Origin of the sequence: Sinorhizobium numidicum, from assembly GCF_029892045.1 — a bacterium.
In the GTDB taxonomy this organism is placed as follows: Bacteria; Pseudomonadota; Alphaproteobacteria; order Rhizobiales; family Rhizobiaceae; genus Sinorhizobium; species Sinorhizobium numidicum.
This window is the reverse complement of the sequence record NZ_CP120368.1, coordinates 2,371,601-2,388,334: the sequence shown is the minus strand read 5'-3', so window position 1 is coordinate 2,388,334 and position 16,734 is coordinate 2,371,601. Positions and strand designations below refer to the sequence as shown.

Below are 16,734 nucleotides of genomic sequence, written 5' to 3'. Positions count from 1 at the left end.
GGATTCGTCGATGAAGAAGAATGGCGCGAGCCTTTCCTGGGTGCCCGCGCTTCGCAAGGCGAGCGGACCGCTCTATCTGGCGATCGCCGACGAGATCGCCGCAGACATTGCGGCCGGACGGCTACAGGATGGAGCACGCCTGCCGCCGCAGCGGGCGCTTGCGGCTGCACTCAGCATCGATTTCACCACCATCAGCCGTGCCTATAACGAAGCGCGCCGCCGCGGGTTGATCGAGGGCCGGGTCGGGCAGGGCACCTATGTGAGGGCGCGCCGCGGGAGCGCCGGCGGATCATCCTCGGGCGGGCTCGTCGACATGAGCATGAACCTGCCGCCGCTTTTCGATGATCCGGCGCTTGCAACGAGGATGTGGGACGACATCGGCGCCTTGCAGGACGAACAGGGCTTAGGCCTGCTGATGCGCTATCAGGCGGCTGGCGGCGCCCGGCGGGACAGGGTTGCGGGCGCCAACTGGCTAAAGCCGCGGCTCGGCGATATCCCGGCCGACCGGGTGCTGGTCTGTCCGGGAGCGCAAGGGGCGCTGCTTGCGACCCTTAGCGTGCTTGCGGCGGGGGGCGGCAGCATCTGCGCCGAGGCGCTGACCTATCCGGGTCTCCGGTCACTTGCCGCCCATCTCGGCATTGAAGTCCTCGGCGTTGCGATGGACGAGAAGGGCCTCCTGCCCGACGCGTTCGAGGCGGTCTGCCTCGCGCGTCGGCCAAAGGCGCTTTACTGCAATCCGACGCTTCACAATCCGACCTCTGCGACGCTGCCGCTGGAGCGCCGGGAGGCGATCGTGGCAATCGCCCGCAGGCACGGCGTCGCGATCATCGAGGACGATGCCTATGGCGCGCTGCCGGCGAGCCCGCTGCCGCCGCTCGCCGCGCTTGCCCCCGATCTCGTCTATCACGTAGCCGGCCTTGCCAAGTGCCTGTCGCCGGCGCTTCGGATCGCCTATCTCGTCGTGCCGGACTCCACGAGGTCCGTTCGCCTCGAGAGCGCGGTTCGCGCCACCGCCGGAATGGCCTCGCCGCTTTCGGCGGCAATTGCCACGTGCTGGATCGAGAATGGTACGGCGGAGGCGGTGCTCGCCGCCATTCGCACCGAAACCGGCGTGCGCCAGCAGATCGCGGCCGAGAGCCTGCCCGCAACTCACCTCCTTGCTGATCGCGAGGGCTTTCACCTCTGGCTCAAGCTGCCGCTTGAGTGGGCGCGCGGCGAGTTCACGGCCCGGCTGTGGACAGCCGGAATCGCCGTCGTCGCAAGCGATGCCTTCGCGCTTTCTGCTCCGCCCGAGGCGGTGCGGCTAGGTCTCGGCGCCGCGGAGACGCGGACCGAGCTGCAGCGCAGCCTCCGTGTCATTGCCGACCTGCTCGCTCAGTCGCCGGCTGCGTTGAACCTTGTAATTTAAGGCGAGAGGACTGCAGGCGGTTTGTCCGTCAGGGCCAGTCCCAGCTTTTCAGGGTCTCAGCCTTTCAGGGCCTGTCTTCGGGCGCAATTGTCGCAGGCGAATATGCATACAATTATTTGACGCTGTATGTTTTGTATGTTTTCCTCTGTTTGGAGAAAAGGTGCGGCGCTCAAGAGAGCATGTTCCGAATTGTTGCGGATATGCGTGTCCGAACGCCTCTGAAAGGAAAAACGATGTCTTCACATCAGGATTGGCCGCCCCTTTCGCCGTTACAGACGGGGTTACGCGGTCGCTGCCCCCGTTGCGGCCAGGGACATCTGTTCGAAGGATTCCTGAAATTGCGACGGGAGTGCCAGGTCTGCGGATTGGATTATTCCTTCGCCGACCCCGCCGATGGTCCCGCCTTCTTCGTCATCTGTTTCGCCTGCGTGCCAAGCGTGCTTCTCGGCGTCTGGCTGGAGGTGCAATACAACGCGCCCCTCTGGGTGCATCTGCTCATCACCGGTCCCTTCATGCTGCTAACCTGTATTCCGCCGCTCAGGCCGCTGAAGGGCTGGCTGGTCGCAAGCCAGTTCTTCTACAAGGCCGAGGAGGGCAGGGTTGTCCGAAGGTCGGCTGCGCCAGCACCGGAGGGGCCGAAAACGATCGCAAAATCTTGAGCGCGGCGCCCTGCTGCATGTTCCTCAATCGGCGCCGGCTTAAGGGTAAAACAAGACGCACGGCGCTGTAGGGCCGAAGCTCAACCTGGGGTCGCGTGATCGAGGTTGCGCTGCCAGTCGATCGCGTCCTGCAGGCGATCATACCCCCAGAACAGCTCTCCATCGATGACGAAGGACGGTGAGCCGAAGATGCCGAGTTCCTTCGCTTCGCGGGTTGCAGCATCAAGGGCCTGAATGCCACCTTCGGAGTTCGCCAGTTCCAGGACACGGGCGGGCTCCTGCCCCGCTTCCCGGATACTGGCCGAGAGATTCGGCTCGCTGCCGGCAGGTTCCCGGTCGACGAACCAGCGGCGGTAGGTGGCTATAGCATAGGGCTGGCACCAGCCTTCCCTGGCGGCGATCACCGCGACGCGGTTTGCCTGTTCGAACTCGGCAAGGGGGTAAGGGATCGGCAATCTCAGCGGCAAGCCGACCTTCGCGGCGCGCCGCTCGAGGTCGCGCCACATATAGGCGGCCTTCACCGGCTGGCTGGCGAATGGGACATCGTTCATCTCGATCATGATTGCGCGTATGTCGAAGGGACGCCAGCGAAATTCCACCTCGGCTTCTGCGGCAATCTCGGGCAGCCGCATGACGGCAAAATACGTGTAGGCGGTTCCTATCGAGAACCAAAAGTCGATCGGCGGCATCATCGTCTTTCCTCCAAGCGAGCTTGTGCATCTCCATGATGGCGGTGCCCTGAGGCGACAGGGCGGCCGGCGCCGCCGTGCCTCTTTCAGACGCACAAAGGCCGCTGTAGCACTTGGAATTGCTGCATGTTTTTATCCTTAAATCGGCGCCGATTTAGGGAAACATGCGGGCGTCGGACCGATTGATGATACGCTTCAAAGGAGCCGATACAAGCAGAAGGGCCCGGCATTCACCGCCAGGCCCTTCGTTTTGCGATCGCTGTTTCGCTTCAGATTATTGGATGAGGGCGGCCTTGTTCGCCTCGAGGAAGGCGGGGAGACCGACGGGGGTCTTGCCGGTCAAGGCCGTTACGTGGGCGGTCACCATGCCGATATGGCCGTCGCGGGTGTTGCTGTCGAAGGAGACGACGATCGGGATCAGGAACTCGGGCAGGCCAGCGCCCTCGAGACCGCCGGCAAGCGCTTCGTCGGAGATGTGCACGACATCGAGTTTCTTGCCGGTCGCCTCGGCGACGAGCGTAGCGATCTCCTCGGTCGAGCGCAGTTCAGCACCGGTCAGCGTATAGGTGCGGCTTTCCGTCGAGCCGGACTGCAGCGCTGCGGCAGCCGCCGCGGCGGCATCGCTGCGGGCGAGGTGGGCGAGGCGGCCCTGGCCGGAGGAGGAGAACCATTGCCCGGTGTGAAGCGCATGCGGTAGCGCCATGAAGAGATTTTCCATGTACCAGCCGTTCCTCAGGATCGTGTAAGGAATGCCGGTCGCCTTTATAGCGTTCTCCGTTTCGAGATGATCGGGAGCGAAGGGGATCACGGAAGTCTCCGGGCTCGGCATCGAGGTGTAGAGGATGTGCTTGGCGCCCGCCTTCCTGGCGGCTGCGACGGCGTTGAGATGCTGCCTCAGGCGTTTTCCCGGCTGGTCCAGAGCATCGGTCGAGATGATGAGGATACGGTCGGCGCCGGCGAAGGCCTTTTCGAGCGAGGCCGGATCGTCGAAGTCGGCGGCGCGGGTGATGACGCCCTTGGCGGCGTAGTCGGCGAGCTTTGAGGTGTCGCGGCTGGTGGCGATGATATCGGCCGGCTTGGTCTTGCCGGAGGCGAGAAGCGCATCGAGCACCAGCCTGCCAAGCTGGCCTGCGGCGCCGGTCACGAGCAATGTTTCGGACATGATCTTTCCTTTCACTTTCGCTTTCCAGCCTCGTCCGCCGTATGCGGGCTCACGTCGAATGCTGGTCTCTTTTTGAGAGTTGCTCTTATCCCGTAATCTGCTAAGAGCTGTAAAGGAGGCAGTTTTTTCTGCTGTGGTTACGGAAAGGGTACCGCCATGAACAAGGCGACGGGCGCTGTGAAAGGCAAGCGGGTGGCAATCGTCTGCGGCGTGCCGATGGACATGGGCAATTGTCCGGTGCGCGACGTGATGGACAATATCGGCGGCAAGTGGAATTCGCTGATGATCCTGTCGCTTGCCGACGGGCCCTTGCGCTTCTCGCAGTTGCGCCGGCTGATCCCCGACATTTCCCAGCGCATGCTGACGCAGACGCTGCGCGACCTGCAGCGCGACGGCTATCTGAACCGCACCGTCTATCCGACGCAGCCGCCGAGCGTCGAATACAGCCTCACCGATCTCGGCCGGTCGTTCCTCACCCTGCTCAAGCTCTTCGTCGACTGGTCGCTCGAAAACCACGAGGCGATTCAGAAAGCGCGGGCGGAGTATGACGAGGTGCCATAGGCGGATTGTCGCCACATGCCTGTGGTATCGCGACGCTCATGGCAATTGGTATTGCAATCGGCATCGGTGTTGGCGCGGCCATAGGATCCGCGCTCGATAACGTTCCACTCGGGATCACTATCGGCATTGCTCTCGGTGCTGCGATGGGGCTGATGTATCAGCGCCGATAGGGCGCGGCCGGCCGCAGCATCGACCTGCCGGCGTCGTGCGCGGGATTTCGACCGCGGTCGCGCCATTGCATTTGAGAACGCCCGCGGCGCGGGCGCTATTTTGCCTGCGGTCAGCGTTATCGTTCGGTCAAGCCGCGCGACTGACCGTCCCGCCGCCAAGCGCGAACTCGACCGCGGCCTTGGCGTGGATGGCGGTGGAATCGAAGCCCGGCAGTGGTAGATTCGTCGGGTCGAGGATCAGGCAGATTTCCGTGCAGCCCAGAATGACAGCGTCCGCGCCCTCGGCCTTCGCCTTTTCGATCAGCGCGATCAGCGCCTCGCGCGAGCGATCCAAGACCTTGCCGGCGCAGAGCTCGTCGAAGATGACGTTGTGGGTCAGCGTGCGGCCGTCGGCGTCCGGCACCATCAGGTCGATGCCGTGCGTCTTCATTCGCTCGGCATAGAAGCCATGTTCCATCGTATAGCGGGTGGCGAGCAGCAGCGGCTGCCGGCGGCCGGCGGCCTTGAGGCGGAGAGCCGTCTCGTCGATGATGTTGATCAGCGGCACGTCGACCGAAGCCGCGACCGCATCGGCGATCAGGTGCATGGTGTTGGTGCAGATCAGCACGCAATCAGCTCCGCCGGCCTTGAGCCCGCGGGCGACATCGGAAAGGCGCCGGGCCGCTTCATCCCAGCGGCCGGCCTTCTGCAGGTCGACGATCTTCTGGAAATCGACGGAATGCAGCAGCACTTCCGCCGAATGCAGCGCCCCCAGGCGCTCGCGCACGGCTTCATTGACCATCCGATAATAGACCGCCGAGCTTTCGAAGCTCATGCCGCCGATAAGGCCGATCTTGCGCATTTCCATCGTCTCGTTCCCTTGTTGTGGATCAGGTGTCAGCGCGCTGTGGAAGAAAGGCGCGTTGCCACCTTCTGATCCCGTTCCATTGATAGGATTATGGCCCGGCTTCCGCCGGATTCGTTTGCTTTGATGAGTGAGTTTGAAGCGCTTTGCGCCAAAGTTTTGCACGTTTATGGTGAATGATGCAAACCTAAGGCGCGAGTGAGGCAGCTAGCGGGGAGTTACGGGCGTGCTGGATGAGAGAGACCGGAAGCTGCTGACGCTTCTTCAAGAGGATGCGAGCGTGGCGATGAGCGATCTGGCCGAGCGTGTGAACCTGTCGCTTTCGGCCTGTTCACGGCGCATTCAGCGGCTGGAGGAGGCGGGTTACGTCGCGCGGCGCATCGTCGTGCTCGACCGGGAGAAGATGGGGGTGCCGACAACGGTCTTCGCGCTCATCAAGACCGCGCACCACTCTGATGAGTGGATCGAAAAATTCCGCCGCGCGATCAGCGACATTCCGGAGATCGTCGAAGCGCATCGGCTGACCGGCAATTACGACTATATCGTCAAGGTCGTTCTGCCGCGGGTCGAGCATTATGACGTGGTCTATAAGCAGATCGTGCGCAAGGTGGAGCTTTTCGACGTTTCCGCCTCGATCTCGATGGAGGTCTTGAAAAGCGGCACGGCGGTGCCGGTCGGCTACGCGGAGTAAAGCGCGATCCGTAGAAGTCTGCGCAAACGCAACGCAGCCATGCCGAAGGAGCGCTTGCCCACGGCGCGGTCGAAGCAGACAGTTCTCCTCAACGAACAAGGCGGAAAGCGATGCAGGAAAAACATCATGTCGTCGTTGTCGGTGGCGGATTTGGCGGGCTGCAGCTCGTCAACGATCTCAAGGGTGCACCGGTCCGGGTGACGCTGATCGACCGGCGCAACCACCATCTTTTCCAGCCGCTGCTCTATCAGGTCGCCACCACGATCCTCGCGACCTCCGAAATCGCCTGGCCGATTCGCAATCTCTATCGCGACCGGCCGGAGGTGACGACGCTGCTTGGCGAAGTCATGGGCGTCGACACGGCCATTAAGACCGTGACGCTGACGAACGGCCGAGCGATTGCTTATGACACGCTGGTGCTGGCGACCGGCGCAACGCATGCCTATTTCGGCCATGACGAATGGGCGCCAGTGGCGCCGGGGCTAAAGACGCTGGAGGATGCGACGACCATTCGCCGCCGCGTGCTGCTCGCCTTCGAGCAGGCGGAGCTGGAAGAAGACCCGGCCAAGCGTGACGCGCTGCTGACGTTCACGGTGATCGGGGCGGGGCCGACCGGGGTCGAGCTTGCCGGCATCATCGCCGAAATGGCGCATCGCACGCTGCCGGACGAGTTCCGCCGGATCGACACACGCAAGGCGCGGGTCGTGCTCGTCGAGGCGGGACCGCGCATCCTTCCCGCCTTCACCGAAGCGCTTTCCGCCTATGCCCACCGCGAGCTGGAAAAGCTTGGCGTCGAAGTGCTGACGGGAACGCCCGTCACCGATTGCACCGAGGCGGGCGTGGCAATCGGCGACGCTTTCTTGCCAAGTTGCACGCTCGTCTGGGCGGCCGGCGTCCAGGCTTCGCCCGCCGCCAGATGGCTCGGCATCGAGGCGGATCGTGCCGGCCGCGCGCTGGTGGAGAAAGACCTGACGGCGCCGGGCCATCCGGAAACCTTCGTCATCGGCGACACCGCCTCGGTCAAACAGGAGGACGGCAAACCGGTCCCCGGCATCGCCCCCGCCGCCAAGCAGCAGGGCGCCTTCGTCGCCCGGGTGATCCGCGCGCGGCTTGCGGGCAGGCCGGCACCGGGAGCATTCCGCTATCGCCACCAGGGAAGCCTTGCGACCATCGGCAAGCGTGCGGCAATCATCGATTTCGGCAGGGTGAAGCTCAAGGGCGGGCTTGCCTGGTGGATCTGGGGCATCGCCCATATCTACTTCCTGATCGGCACCCGCAGCCGTTTCGCGGTCGCCTGGAGCTGGCTTTGGACCTATTTGAGCGGCCAGCACAGCGCCCGCCTGATCACGCAGAAGGAGACGATGCGCGTCGAAGGATAGAGACGATTGCTCTCGTAAATAATCGGTGCGGTTGCACGAATTGAGGTTTCTGGTGCAAGCTCGGCGCGATCCGCACTGGAAAAGCGATTGTTGTGATGCCCCCGCTATCCTCCACCAAGCTCGATATCGACACGCCTCTCGTTAGGCGGTTGATTGCCGCGCAGTTTCCGCAATGGGCGGAGCTGCCCGTGAAGCCGGTCAAGTTCGGCGGCTGGGATAACAGGACCTTTCATCTCGGCGAACGGATGACCGTGCGGCTGCCGAGCGCTGCCTCCTATGCGCTACAGGTGGAAAAGGAACAGCGCTGGCTGCCGCAACTCGCGCCACTTCTGCCGCTTCCCATTCCCGTTCCGCTGGCGATGGGCCGCCCGGACGAGGATTATCCCTGGCATTGGTCGGTCTACCAATGGCGCGAAGGCGAGATCGCGACGCATGCGCCTGTCGCCGACCTGACAGCGTTTGCCACGACGCTTGCCGAATTCCTGGCCGCACTGCAGCGGATCGACGCGGATGGCGGGCCGCCGCCGGGCGTGCACAATTTCTTCCGCGGCGGATCGTTGACGGTCTACGACCATGAGACCCGCTGGGCTCTCGAGGCGCTCGAGGGCAAGATCGATACCGATGCGGCGCGTGCCGTGTGGGAGGCGGCGCTTGCCGCGACATGGACCGGCTCCCCCGTCTGGTTCCACGGCGATGTCAGCTCCGGCAACCTTCTGGTCGAAAACGGCCGCCTGAATGCGGTCATCGACTTCGGCACATCGGCTGTCGGCGATCCGGCTTGCGACCTGTCGATCGCCTGGACGATGTTCAAGGGAGGGAGCCGGGAGGCATTTCGCGCATCGCTTCCTCTCGACAGGGCAAGCTGGGCGCGTGGCCGCGGCTGGACTTTGTGGAAGGCGCTGATCGTCGCCGGCGAAATGCCGGGCACCGATCCGCTCGAAGTGGAAAAATCGCGTCGGGTGATCGGGGAGGTGCTTGCCGATCACGCGAGCCACGGCTGAGAACGATTCCTGCCACACGGGTTAATCCGAGACGCGGGCCTGCATAATTCCTTCCAGTGCCGCGCGTCTTTTCAGACGCATAAAGGTCGCTGTAACACTGTAAACTGCTACATGGTTTTACCTTAGATCGGTTCCGACTTAAGGAACCATGCAGTAGATCGGAACCGACTTACAGCGGCCTTTGCGCGTCTCAATAGACGCGTGGCGCCGTAGTGGACCGACCGCACCACGAGAAGGGCCGGCCGATCCGTTTTCTCACGAGACCCTCTGCGACGAGGACATCGCCGAGCGATCGTCCGTCTCTCACGACGAGGCGCGGTTTGCCGGCTTCGTCGTCACCCGCTCTGTCCTTTGATGCAACGAGGGTGAACTTGCCGGCGTTCAGCAGTTCCCGAAGCCGGGTCTTGGCGTAGGAGCCGCGCGAGCGCTCCTCGTCGCATTTCGCCCGCTTGGTTTCGGGCGCGTCGATATCGGCGATGAGGATTCTTTCGCCGTTGAAGAGGAAAGTGTCGCCGTCGATCACGCAATTGTCGTGACGAATGCCGCAGAAATAAAAGGTGCTGCTGTCGGCGAGCCGCGCGGCCGGTTGCTCCGCCGGCTGGTCCATCGGCCGTTCGATGGGTGCCGGTGGAGCCAAGGCGGGCTTTCTCGCGATTGAGCCCGTATGTTCCCTCGGACGGACGGGCACACTCACGGCTCTTACCTTCTTCTCTTTCTCTGCCGGAGAAAGCAGCGCCATCACTTCCGGCGCGCCGGGCAGATGGTGGATTTGCCCCCGGTGATCATAGGCGACAATACCGCCGACAATGACGGCGGCGGCCAGATACCACGGGGCCATGCCGCCCCGACTAGCCTTCCGGCTCGTGCTGCGCTTTCGTCTCTTTGTGCTGCCTTTGGCCATCCGATTCGGTCCTCGATTGCGAGGGCATTATCGGGGCGAGGAGTTGCTGAAAAGTTGTCAGCGTTGCCATCTCGTCCGTTGCGGGGTATTTCGCTCGCGCCAACGAGGGCGCCGAAGCGGAGACGAGCGGCGCCGTTACTGCATGCTTCCTTAAACCGGAACCGATTTAAGGGTAAAAACATGCAGCAATTCAAAGTGCTACAGCGACCATTTGTGCGTCGGAAAAGACGCACGGCGCTATAGTTCCGAGTTGCTCCTCGAGCGCCGTGCGTCTTTTCAGACGGTTCCGAAGGAATCATGAGGGGTTACGGAGCAACGTCCACAAAGGAGAGGGCGGTGCCTGCGGGACCGCCCTCCAGATTGCTGCTCCGGTGCATGACTTGAATAAGCAGCTTGGTAGTTTCTGAGTTTCTATTCCGCTTTGGCTTCAATCACGACGATCGCCACCCTTGCCGCCGTCGCCCCTGGAGCCGCTATCGCCATCGCCGCTGCCGCCACTGTCGCTGCCACCGCTGCCGCCACTGTCGCCGCCGCCGCCACTGTCGCCGCCGCCGCCGCCATTGTCACCGCCGCCGCCACTGTCGCCGCCGCCACCGCCATTGTCGCCGCCGCCGCCACTGTCGCCGCCACCGCTGCTGCCATCGTCGCCGCCGCCACCGCCGCCACCGCCGCCACCGCCACCGCCGCCACCGCCGCCACCGCCATTGTCGCCACCGCCGCCGCCACCGCCGCCACCACCATTGTCGCCGCCGCCGCCGCCATTGTCACCGCCGCCACCGCCGCCACCGCCATTGTCGCCACCGCCGCCGCCACCGCCGCCACCACCATTGTCGCCGCCGCCGCCATTGTCACCGCCGCCGCCGCCACCGCCGCCACCGCCGCCATTGTCGCCGCCGCCGCCGCCACCGCCGCCGCCACCGCCGCCGCCGCCACCACCACCGCCACCGCCGCCGCCACCGCCACCGCCACCGCCGCCGCCACTACCGCCGCCACCACCACCGCCGCCGCCGCCACCGCCGCCACCGCCGCCGTTGTTGCTGTTGTTGCCGTTGTTGCCGCCGCGACCGCCGCCTCGAGTGGCGGTGGAATCACTGCGATCACGTATGCCAACGGTCACGCCTATGGTCGCCGTTGTCAGCGGCGGACACATTTTGATCTGTGCAGGGGTGAGAATTGTCATACGATTTATTGCAACGCAGCACGCTGCAAAGTTGTTTTGCGTCAAGGGACTGCATTGAGCCGCAGTCAAGCGCTGACGCTGTACTGCCTTTGCGTCCGGCGTAACGACCACGGCTGCTATCGATGCCGTCGAGAGAATGAAGAAGGTTCTGAAGATTGATTTATTAATACTTTTCATTGATCAACTCCATAAGAATATAAACTTAGGAAATATTTCGATGATCTACTTAAAATTATAGGTGGTCAATTTACGAAATATTAGTAGAACGCCACAACAATGCCCTATTTAGAGCTAATCAACCCCGGATTAATCCGTACTAGTTAGTCTTTACGTCGGATCGGGGACTTTAAGCCCACCATCGGGGGAATCTCATGAAACGCTTCATCGCGCGGACAGTCTTTTTGTTGCTTATTGCGGCCCCTGGCGCCGCGCATGCGGGTACAACCATGAAGACTGCCGGCAAGGCGTTCGCGCCGCCGGCTTTCGCTTCATTCTGTGTCCGCGAACCAACATTGTGCAGCACGGGCGGTGGCAAGAAGACGGTCGCCCTGCGTCCGGAGAAGATCAGCGAGCTCAAGCAGGTCAACAGCACCGTTAATGCGCGCATCAAGGAGCGCAGCGACCTGGTTACCGTCGGCAGAGACGACGACTGGCGCGTACCGACGGCCTATGGAGACTGCGAGGATTTCGCGATTCTCAAAAAGCGCGAGCTCCTGAAGCGCGGCTGGCCGGCTTCCGCACTGTTGCTGACGGTTGCCCGCTATCGTGGGGAGGGCCACACCGTGCTCACTGTCCGCACCAGTGAAGGCGACCTCGTGCTGGACAATCTGACCAATTCCGTCAGGGACTGGTCCCGCACGCCCTATAACTATTTCGCACGCCAGTCGCAGTCGAACGGCAAGCGCTGGGAACTGATCGAGGGCGCGCTGGAAATCTGAGGGCCGCCGTCCCGCCTCGAGCGGACGGCGCTGTAGCGTGCGTTCGCGCCCACGTCACGTGATCGTTTCTAATAAATAGAGCGGGACGCGGGCGGGAAGCCGCGCGCACTTTTCCTCATCCCGCTCTAGTCGGCGCTCAGCGCCACCGCCGGCTGCAGCCGCGACGCGTTTCTGGCGGGCAGGTAGCCGAAGAGCAAGCCCGTGAGGAATGCGCAGGCAAAGGCGAGGGCCACCGGCCCGCCAGTGAAGCTCACCGGCATGCCGAAGGACTTTGCGAGAGCGCCGGTTCCGAGGCCCGCAATGACACCGATCGCGCCGCCGATCGCAGAGACGACCAGCGCCTCCACGAGGAACTGAACGAGGATGTCGCGCTGGCGGGCTCCTGTCGCCATGCGCACGCCGATCTCGCGGGTTCGCTCGCTGACACTCACCAGCATGATGTTCATGACGCCGATGCCGCCGACCAGCAGCGAAATCGCCGCGACCGAGCCGAGGAAGAGTTTCAACGTGTTCGATGTGTCGGTGAAGGCCTCGCGCACCGACGACATGTTGGTGATCTGCGTATCCTCCCTCTTGTGGCGTTCGTTGAGCAACGCCTGTATCCGCTCCTGCGTCAGGTCGATCGCCGAGGCGTCCTCGACCTTGATGGTGATGGTGCGGATATTGCGCTGGCCGAAGATGCGCATGCTGCCTGTGGTGAGCGGCACGAGCACGACGTCGTCCTGATCGTTGCCGCCGGCGGTCGCGCCCTTTTCGCTCATAACGCCGATCACCTGGAAGGGGATCTTGTTGACGAGGACGTATTGGCCGATCGGATCGGAGCCGTCCGCAAACAGGGTTTTGACCACGGTCTGGCCGAGAACGGCGACGGGCGCATAGCCTTCCATGTCGTTGCGGTTAATGAACTCGCCGCGGCCGATGCTCCAGGATTTCGCCTCGGTGAATTGCGGCGCCGTGCCGTTGGCCGTCGTCTGATAGTCGATATTGCCGCGCCGGAGCGTCACCGTCGTGGTCATTTCCGGCACGGCGAAGGCGACATTCGGCACTCCGAGAATTGCGTCGGCATCGGCGGGCACCAGCGTCACGTTGCTTCCTCCCGCGCTGCCGCGGAAATTGGCCATGCTCGGGCGCACCAGCAGAAGATCTGAGCCCATCGAGGAAATGCGGCTGAGCACGAAATCCTGCGCACCGGTGCCGATCGCCAGCATGGCGACGACCGAGCCGACGCCGATGACGATGCCGAGCAGCGTCAGGATCGTGCGGAAGAGATTGGCGCGCAGCGCCCGCATCGCCATCTTCACCGCTTCGGAGACATCCGCAATCGCGGCGAAACCCTCGCGCGTGCGCTGGGCGAGGCCGACCGCCGCGTCCGGATTGGCGCGGCCCTTCTTCGTGCGGTCGGCAATGATGCGCCCGTCGCGGATCTCGATCAGCCGGTCAGCCTGTTCGGCGACCTCCCGCGAGTGGGTGATCACGATCACCGTGTGGCCGTCCTCGTTCATTTCGCGCAGGAGCGCCAACACCTCCTCGCCGCTCTGGCTGTCGAGCGCGCCGGTCGGCTCGTCGGCAAGGATGACGCGGCCGCCGTTCATCAGGGCGCGTGCAATCGAGACGCGCTGCTGCTGGCCGCCGGAAAGCTGGCTTGGCCGATGATCGAGCCGGTCGCCGAGCTTCAGGGATTCGAGAAGCGCCTGCGCGCGCTCATGCCGGTCCTGTGCGGACACGCCGGCATAGACCGCGGGCACTTCGACGTTCTCCTGCGCGCTCGCGGTCGGGATCAGATTGTAGGCCTGGAAGACGAAGCCGAAGGTGCGGCGGCGCAGCGCCGCGAGCTCGTTGCCATTAAAACCGGCGACGTTTTCGCCGTCGATCAGGTAGTCGCCCGAGGTCGGCTGATCGAGGCAGCCGAGAATGTTCATCAGCGTCGATTTGCCCGAGCCGGACTGGCCGATGATCGCGACGAATTCGCCGGCCTCTATGTCGAGCGAGATATTGTGCAAGACCTCGACCGCAAGATCGCCGTTGAAAAATGTCTTGCTGAGATCCTTGAGCGAGATGAGGGCGGCCATCGGCGTGCTCAGAACATCCGCGGCATGCGCAGGCCGCGGAGTGAGCGGGTGTTTCGCACGCTGTTGCCGGTGGAAGCCGAGGCCGTATCGACGACGACGCGCTCGCCTTCCTCGAGGCCGTTGACGATTTCGGCGCTGACGCGGTTGCGGATACCGACCTCGACCTCACGGGTTTCCGTCGCGCCCGAAGGCGTCACGACCGTCACTTCCGTTTTCGCCGGTGTGCCCGGCGCGCGCTCGCCACTGGTTTTGATCGCTGCGCTCGGGACGACGAGCACGTTCTTGGCGGCGGCTTGAACGAAGAAGACCTGCGCGCTCATCGACATCATCAGTTCGCCGGTCGGGTTCGGAACATCGAAGAGGGCGTAATAGAGGACGACGTTGTTTGCCGTGTCCGGCATCGGCTCGATCTGGCGCAACTTGCCGGTGAAGCGTCTGCCCGGCTGACCGAGGAGGGAGAAATAGGCGTCCATGCCGATCTTCAGCTTGCCGACATCGGCCTCGGAGACCTGGGCCTTGACCGTCATCGTCGAAAGATCGGCAATGGTGACGATCGTCGGCGCGGTCTGATTGGCGTTGAGCGTCTGGCCTTCCTTGGCAGGGTTGGCGACGATCGTGCCGGCCATCGGCGCATAGATCTTGGTGTAGCCGAGATCGACCTTGTCGCCGGCAAGCGCCGCCTGCTGCTTGCGGATCTGCGCCTCGATCGCGTGCACGTCGGCGCTCGCCGCCACATGGTCGGCCACGGCCTGCTCAAGCGTCGATTGCGAGACGCTGTTGCTGGCGACCAGATTGCGCTGACGCTCGATATTCGCCTGTTTCAGAACGAGCTGCGCCTTTTTCGACACGAGCTGCGCCTCGAGATTGGCGAGTTCGGCCTGGTCGATCTCGATCCTGTTCTCGATGGTGGCCGGATCGATCTCGGCGACAAGCTGATTCTGCTCGACCTTCTCGCCGATCTGGACATGCAGCGACTTTAACTGACCAGACACCTGAGCGCCGGCGTCGACGGATTTGATCGCGTGGAGAGTGCCGACGGCAGTCACGCTGCTTTCGATATCGGCGCGCGTGACGACCTCCGTGATCATCGTCGCGGCCGGCTGCGAGCCGTATTGGCTCCAGGCGTAATAGCCTCCGCCGAGGACGGCGAGGATGACGGGGGCGGCGACCCAAAGGCGCGAGCGGCGCCTCTTTCGAGGCGGCGCCGGCGCAGGAATGACGGTCACATTGGGCGGCGCCAAACTGCGCGCCGTCACGTCTTCCCTCGTCTGGGCCGTTTTTCCCATGCGCGTGCTCAGCTTGCTCCCCGATCGGGCGATGCGTGTCATTAAAATAAAGGTGAACGCGACCGGCGAAAAGCATTGAGATCATTATATTTTTGTAATGTGCGCCGGGGAGGGCACGGCAGGACGGTGTGGCGGGCTCCGCCCGAGGCGGAAAGCCTATTTCGGCCAGCAGCTTAGGTCCCGCCCCCGGAGCGCACGATCGAAATCAGCGGCGCGGCTCGATGAGCGCCGCGACATCGGTGACACAGGCATGGCGATCGGCGAGTGCTGCGAGTTCCGCCACGTGCAGGTCGCGCGCGCTGACGATGCCCGTCGCAAACGGCAGGTCGCGGGTGGCGCAGGCGTCGCCGGCGATGGTGATCTCATAGCCGAGATCGAGTGCTGCACGCGCCGTCGAGGATACGCAATTGTGTGTCATGAAACCGGCGATGATGATCTTCGCGCCGGCGATCTTTGCGCCAGGGGGGCCGACGAGATCGGCAAGTGCGGTGCCGGAGAAGGCATTCGGGCGCGGCTTTTCGACGATCGCTTCGGTTGGAAGCGGCGCGAGCGTATCGATGAAGGCGCCCCTTTCGGCGGCGCGGTCGAAGAAGCTACCGGGGGCGCCCTTATGGGCGACGTGGACGATCCTCGTTCCGGCCCGCCGGGCGGCGGCGAGCAGGGCGCGGGCACGCTCGACGGCAGCCTCCGCGCCGACGAGCGCGAGCGGCCCCGCGAGATATTCGTTCTGGTAGTCGATAAGGATCAGCGTCGCCTCGGAAAGTGCCGGCGGTACCGGTTCGCGGCCGGCGAGGGAAAAGAGGGTGGCCGGGTATGTCGCAGCAGTGGTCGCGGAGAGGGTGGTGGTCGTCATGGGAACTCCATAGGTGACAGGAGCCTTGACCTTATGCATTGCGCCGGCGCAGATTAATCCGAATTTTTCGGAGATGAGCCTGCATGAATGCAGAGAGCTGGGGCGATCTTGAATTGCTCGACCATATCGTTCGCGGTAGGACGCTGAGCGCGGCCGCACGCTCGCTCGGGGTCGACCAGACGACGGCCGCCCGCCGCCTTGCGGCATTGGAGCGGCGGATCGGCGCGGCTCTGTTCGACCGGATCGGCGGGCGGCTTGCGCCGACGCCGATCCTCGCGAGGGTGCTCGACCGGCTGCGAACGATATCGGAGGAGGCGGCGCTGTCGATGGCGGCGTTGAGGCGGGCAACGGCGGAACTGAAGGGCCATGTGCGCGTGACCAGCGTCGGCTTCGTGCTCGCCCGCATTCTTGCGCCGGCGCTCGGCGGACTCGAACGCAGCCATCCCGGTATCACGCTCGATCTGGTGGCGGACGATCAGCCACTGAGCTTTGAGCGGCGGGAGACCGACATCGCGGTTCGTCTGGGCCGAACGGCTGAGGATTCGACGCGGATCAAGAGACTGGGAGATATCCGCTTTCGCCTCTGCCGGCCGGCGGGACTGCCGTCGGGCGAACATCCCGTCGTGCGCTACGGTGCCGCCCTTGCGCATCTCCCCGAAATGCTGGCGCTCGACCGGGCAAGGCCGAACGCGCGGGCAGCGTTGACCGCCGACAAGCTGGAAATCCTGATCGAGGCAGCGCTCGCGCTCGGCGCCGAGGTCATGTTGCCCGAGTTGTCCGCAAGGCGAGATCCCCGGTATGAGGTCGTAGACGAACCGGCAGGCGTAGCGGATCGTCCGGTCTATCTGATGATCCATCCCGAAAGGGCACGCGTGCCGAGCGTCGCGGCGGTGGCGACGTTCATAGAGGCCGCGGTGCGCGACTGGCGGTAGTGTCTCTTCAA

The 16,734-nt window shown here is 63.8% G+C and carries 17 protein-coding genes; 9 read left to right on the top strand and 8 right to left on the bottom strand.

Translation table 11 applies throughout. The annotated features are described in order from the left end of the window. Window positions 1–10 precede the first annotated feature (10 nt). Both PYH37_RS22700 and PYH37_RS22695 read left to right on the top strand, forming a co-directional pair. Window positions 11–1,408, top strand: a complete 1,398-nt coding sequence (locus PYH37_RS22700) for an aminotransferase-like domain-containing protein (protein WP_280733665.1) — start codon at window positions 11–13, stop codon at window positions 1,406–1,408. A gap of 233 nt (window positions 1,409–1,641) precedes the next feature. Further along, on the top strand, window positions 1,642–2,067 hold the full coding sequence (locus PYH37_RS22695; RefSeq protein ID WP_280733664.1) for a DUF983 domain-containing protein: 426 nt from the start codon (window positions 1,642–1,644) through the stop codon (window positions 2,065–2,067). An 80-nt stretch (window positions 2,068–2,147) separates the two neighbouring features. Here PYH37_RS22695 and PYH37_RS22690 read toward each other — a convergent pair whose 3' ends face one another. Both PYH37_RS22690 and PYH37_RS22685 read right to left on the bottom strand, forming a co-directional pair. After that, window positions 2,148–2,759 carry a 2-hydroxychromene-2-carboxylate isomerase gene (locus PYH37_RS22690; protein ID WP_280733663.1) on the bottom strand — a complete coding sequence of 204 codons (612 nt, stop codon included), beginning with the start codon at window positions 2,757–2,759 and terminating at the stop codon, window positions 2,148–2,150. A gap of 271 nt (window positions 2,760–3,030) precedes the next feature. Then, the gene (locus PYH37_RS22685; protein ID WP_280733662.1) at window positions 3,031–3,918 is read right to left on the bottom strand and encodes an SDR family oxidoreductase; all 888 of its coding nucleotides are present in this window, start codon (window positions 3,916–3,918) and stop codon (window positions 3,031–3,033) included. A gap of 156 nt (window positions 3,919–4,074) precedes the next feature. Between PYH37_RS22685 and PYH37_RS22680 the strand changes: the two genes are divergently transcribed. Next, entirely contained in the window at window positions 4,075–4,479 is a 405-nt protein-coding gene (locus PYH37_RS22680; RefSeq protein WP_280733661.1) for a winged helix-turn-helix transcriptional regulator, read from the top strand. 38 nt (window positions 4,480–4,517) lie between these two features. After that, a complete protein-coding gene (locus PYH37_RS22675; protein WP_280733660.1) occupies window positions 4,518–4,649 on the top strand; it encodes a glycine zipper domain-containing protein in 132 nt (43 codons plus the stop codon). Between the two features lie 127 nt (window positions 4,650–4,776). Here the strand turns inward: PYH37_RS22675 and PYH37_RS22670 are convergent, their stop codons facing one another. Next, on the bottom strand, window positions 4,777–5,496 hold the full coding sequence (locus PYH37_RS22670; protein WP_280733659.1) for an aspartate/glutamate racemase family protein: 720 nt from the start codon (window positions 5,494–5,496) through the stop codon (window positions 4,777–4,779). Window positions 5,497–5,719: 223 nt separating this feature from the next. Here PYH37_RS22670 and PYH37_RS22665 point away from each other — a divergent pair, with 223 nt between their 5' ends. The 3 genes from PYH37_RS22665 (at window position 5,720) to PYH37_RS22655 (ending at window position 8,564) form a co-directional block, all read left to right on the top strand. Further along, the gene (locus PYH37_RS22665; protein WP_280733658.1) at window positions 5,720–6,184 is read left to right on the top strand and encodes an Lrp/AsnC family transcriptional regulator; all 465 of its coding nucleotides are present in this window, start codon (window positions 5,720–5,722) and stop codon (window positions 6,182–6,184) included. Between the two features lie 110 nt (window positions 6,185–6,294). Next, a complete protein-coding gene (locus PYH37_RS22660; RefSeq protein WP_280733657.1) occupies window positions 6,295–7,563 on the top strand; it encodes an NAD(P)/FAD-dependent oxidoreductase in 1,269 nt (422 codons plus the stop codon). A gap of 95 nt (window positions 7,564–7,658) precedes the next feature. Continuing rightward, on the top strand, window positions 7,659–8,564 hold the full coding sequence (locus PYH37_RS22655; protein ID WP_280733655.1) for an aminoglycoside phosphotransferase family protein: 906 nt from the start codon (window positions 7,659–7,661) through the stop codon (window positions 8,562–8,564). A 190-nt stretch (window positions 8,565–8,754) separates the two neighbouring features. Here the strand turns inward: PYH37_RS22655 and PYH37_RS22650 are convergent, their stop codons facing one another. Beyond that, window positions 8,755–9,465, bottom strand: coding sequence for a thermonuclease family protein (locus tag PYH37_RS22650; RefSeq protein ID WP_280733653.1), 711 nt, complete (start codon window positions 9,463–9,465; stop codon window positions 8,755–8,757). Between the two features lie 427 nt (window positions 9,466–9,892). Beyond that, complete coding sequence (locus PYH37_RS22645) at window positions 9,893–10,582, bottom strand: hypothetical protein (RefSeq protein ID WP_425336117.1); 690 nt, start codon at window positions 10,580–10,582, stop codon at window positions 9,893–9,895. A gap of 434 nt (window positions 10,583–11,016) precedes the next feature. Between PYH37_RS22645 and PYH37_RS22640 the strand changes: the two genes are divergently transcribed. After that, complete coding sequence (locus PYH37_RS22640; protein WP_280733651.1) at window positions 11,017–11,583, top strand: transglutaminase-like cysteine peptidase; 567 nt, start codon at window positions 11,017–11,019, stop codon at window positions 11,581–11,583. Window positions 11,584–11,708: 125 nt separating this feature from the next. Here the strand turns inward: PYH37_RS22640 and PYH37_RS22635 are convergent, their stop codons facing one another. From PYH37_RS22635 to PYH37_RS22625, 3 genes are all read right to left on the bottom strand, one after another. Beyond that, window positions 11,709–13,652 carry a MacB family efflux pump subunit gene (locus tag PYH37_RS22635; RefSeq protein ID WP_280733650.1) on the bottom strand — a complete coding sequence of 648 codons (1,944 nt, stop codon included), beginning with the start codon at window positions 13,650–13,652 and terminating at the stop codon, window positions 11,709–11,711. Between the two features lie 8 nt (window positions 13,653–13,660). After that, window positions 13,661–14,938: an efflux RND transporter periplasmic adaptor subunit gene (locus tag PYH37_RS22630; protein WP_280733649.1), complete on the bottom strand. Its 1,278-nt coding sequence runs from the start codon at window positions 14,936–14,938 to the stop codon at window positions 13,661–13,663. A gap of 205 nt (window positions 14,939–15,143) precedes the next feature. Beyond that, window positions 15,144–15,791, bottom strand: a complete 648-nt coding sequence (locus tag PYH37_RS22625; RefSeq protein WP_280733648.1) for an isochorismatase family protein — start codon at window positions 15,789–15,791, stop codon at window positions 15,144–15,146. Window positions 15,792–15,874: 83 nt separating this feature from the next. Here PYH37_RS22625 and PYH37_RS22620 point away from each other — a divergent pair, with 83 nt between their 5' ends. After that, complete coding sequence (locus PYH37_RS22620) at window positions 15,875–16,723, top strand: LysR family transcriptional regulator (RefSeq protein ID WP_280733647.1); 849 nt, start codon at window positions 15,875–15,877, stop codon at window positions 16,721–16,723. Window positions 16,724–16,734 lie beyond the last annotated feature (11 nt).

What these genes read in the sequence shown, in the direction of transcription:
- PYH37_RS22700 (WP_280733665.1), top strand. Translation starts at nt 11, where the DNA reads ATGAAGAAGAATGGCGCGAGCCTTTCCTGGGTGCCCGCGCTTCGCAAG.
- PYH37_RS22695 (WP_280733664.1), top strand. Translation starts at nt 1,642, where the DNA reads ATGTCTTCACATCAGGATTGGCCGCCCCTTTCGCCGTTACAGACGGGG.
- PYH37_RS22690 (WP_280733663.1), bottom strand. Translation starts at nt 2,759, where the DNA reads ATGATGCCGCCGATCGACTTTTGGTTCTCGATAGGAACCGCCTACACG.
- PYH37_RS22685 (WP_280733662.1), bottom strand. Translation starts at nt 3,918, where the DNA reads ATGTCCGAAACATTGCTCGTGACCGGCGCCGCAGGCCAGCTTGGCAGG.
- PYH37_RS22680 (WP_280733661.1), top strand. Translation starts at nt 4,075, where the DNA reads ATGAACAAGGCGACGGGCGCTGTGAAAGGCAAGCGGGTGGCAATCGTC.
- PYH37_RS22675 (WP_280733660.1), top strand. Translation starts at nt 4,518, where the DNA reads ATGGCAATTGGTATTGCAATCGGCATCGGTGTTGGCGCGGCCATAGGA.
- PYH37_RS22670 (WP_280733659.1), bottom strand. Translation starts at nt 5,496, where the DNA reads ATGGAAATGCGCAAGATCGGCCTTATCGGCGGCATGAGCTTCGAAAGC.
- PYH37_RS22660 (WP_280733657.1), top strand. Translation starts at nt 6,295, where the DNA reads ATGCAGGAAAAACATCATGTCGTCGTTGTCGGTGGCGGATTTGGCGGG.
- PYH37_RS22655 (WP_280733655.1), top strand. Translation starts at nt 7,659, where the DNA reads ATGCCCCCGCTATCCTCCACCAAGCTCGATATCGACACGCCTCTCGTT.
- PYH37_RS22650 (WP_280733653.1), bottom strand. Translation starts at nt 9,465, where the DNA reads ATGGCCAAAGGCAGCACAAAGAGACGAAAGCGCAGCACGAGCCGGAAG.
- PYH37_RS22640 (WP_280733651.1), top strand. Translation starts at nt 11,017, where the DNA reads ATGAAACGCTTCATCGCGCGGACAGTCTTTTTGTTGCTTATTGCGGCC.
- PYH37_RS22635 (WP_280733650.1), bottom strand. Translation starts at nt 13,652, where the DNA reads ATGGCCGCCCTCATCTCGCTCAAGGATCTCAGCAAGACATTTTTCAAC.
- PYH37_RS22630 (WP_280733649.1), bottom strand. Translation starts at nt 14,938, where the DNA reads ATGGGAAAAACGGCCCAGACGAGGGAAGACGTGACGGCGCGCAGTTTG.
- PYH37_RS22625 (WP_280733648.1), bottom strand. Translation starts at nt 15,791, where the DNA reads ATGACGACCACCACCCTCTCCGCGACCACTGCTGCGACATACCCGGCC.
- PYH37_RS22620 (WP_280733647.1), top strand. Translation starts at nt 15,875, where the DNA reads ATGAATGCAGAGAGCTGGGGCGATCTTGAATTGCTCGACCATATCGTT.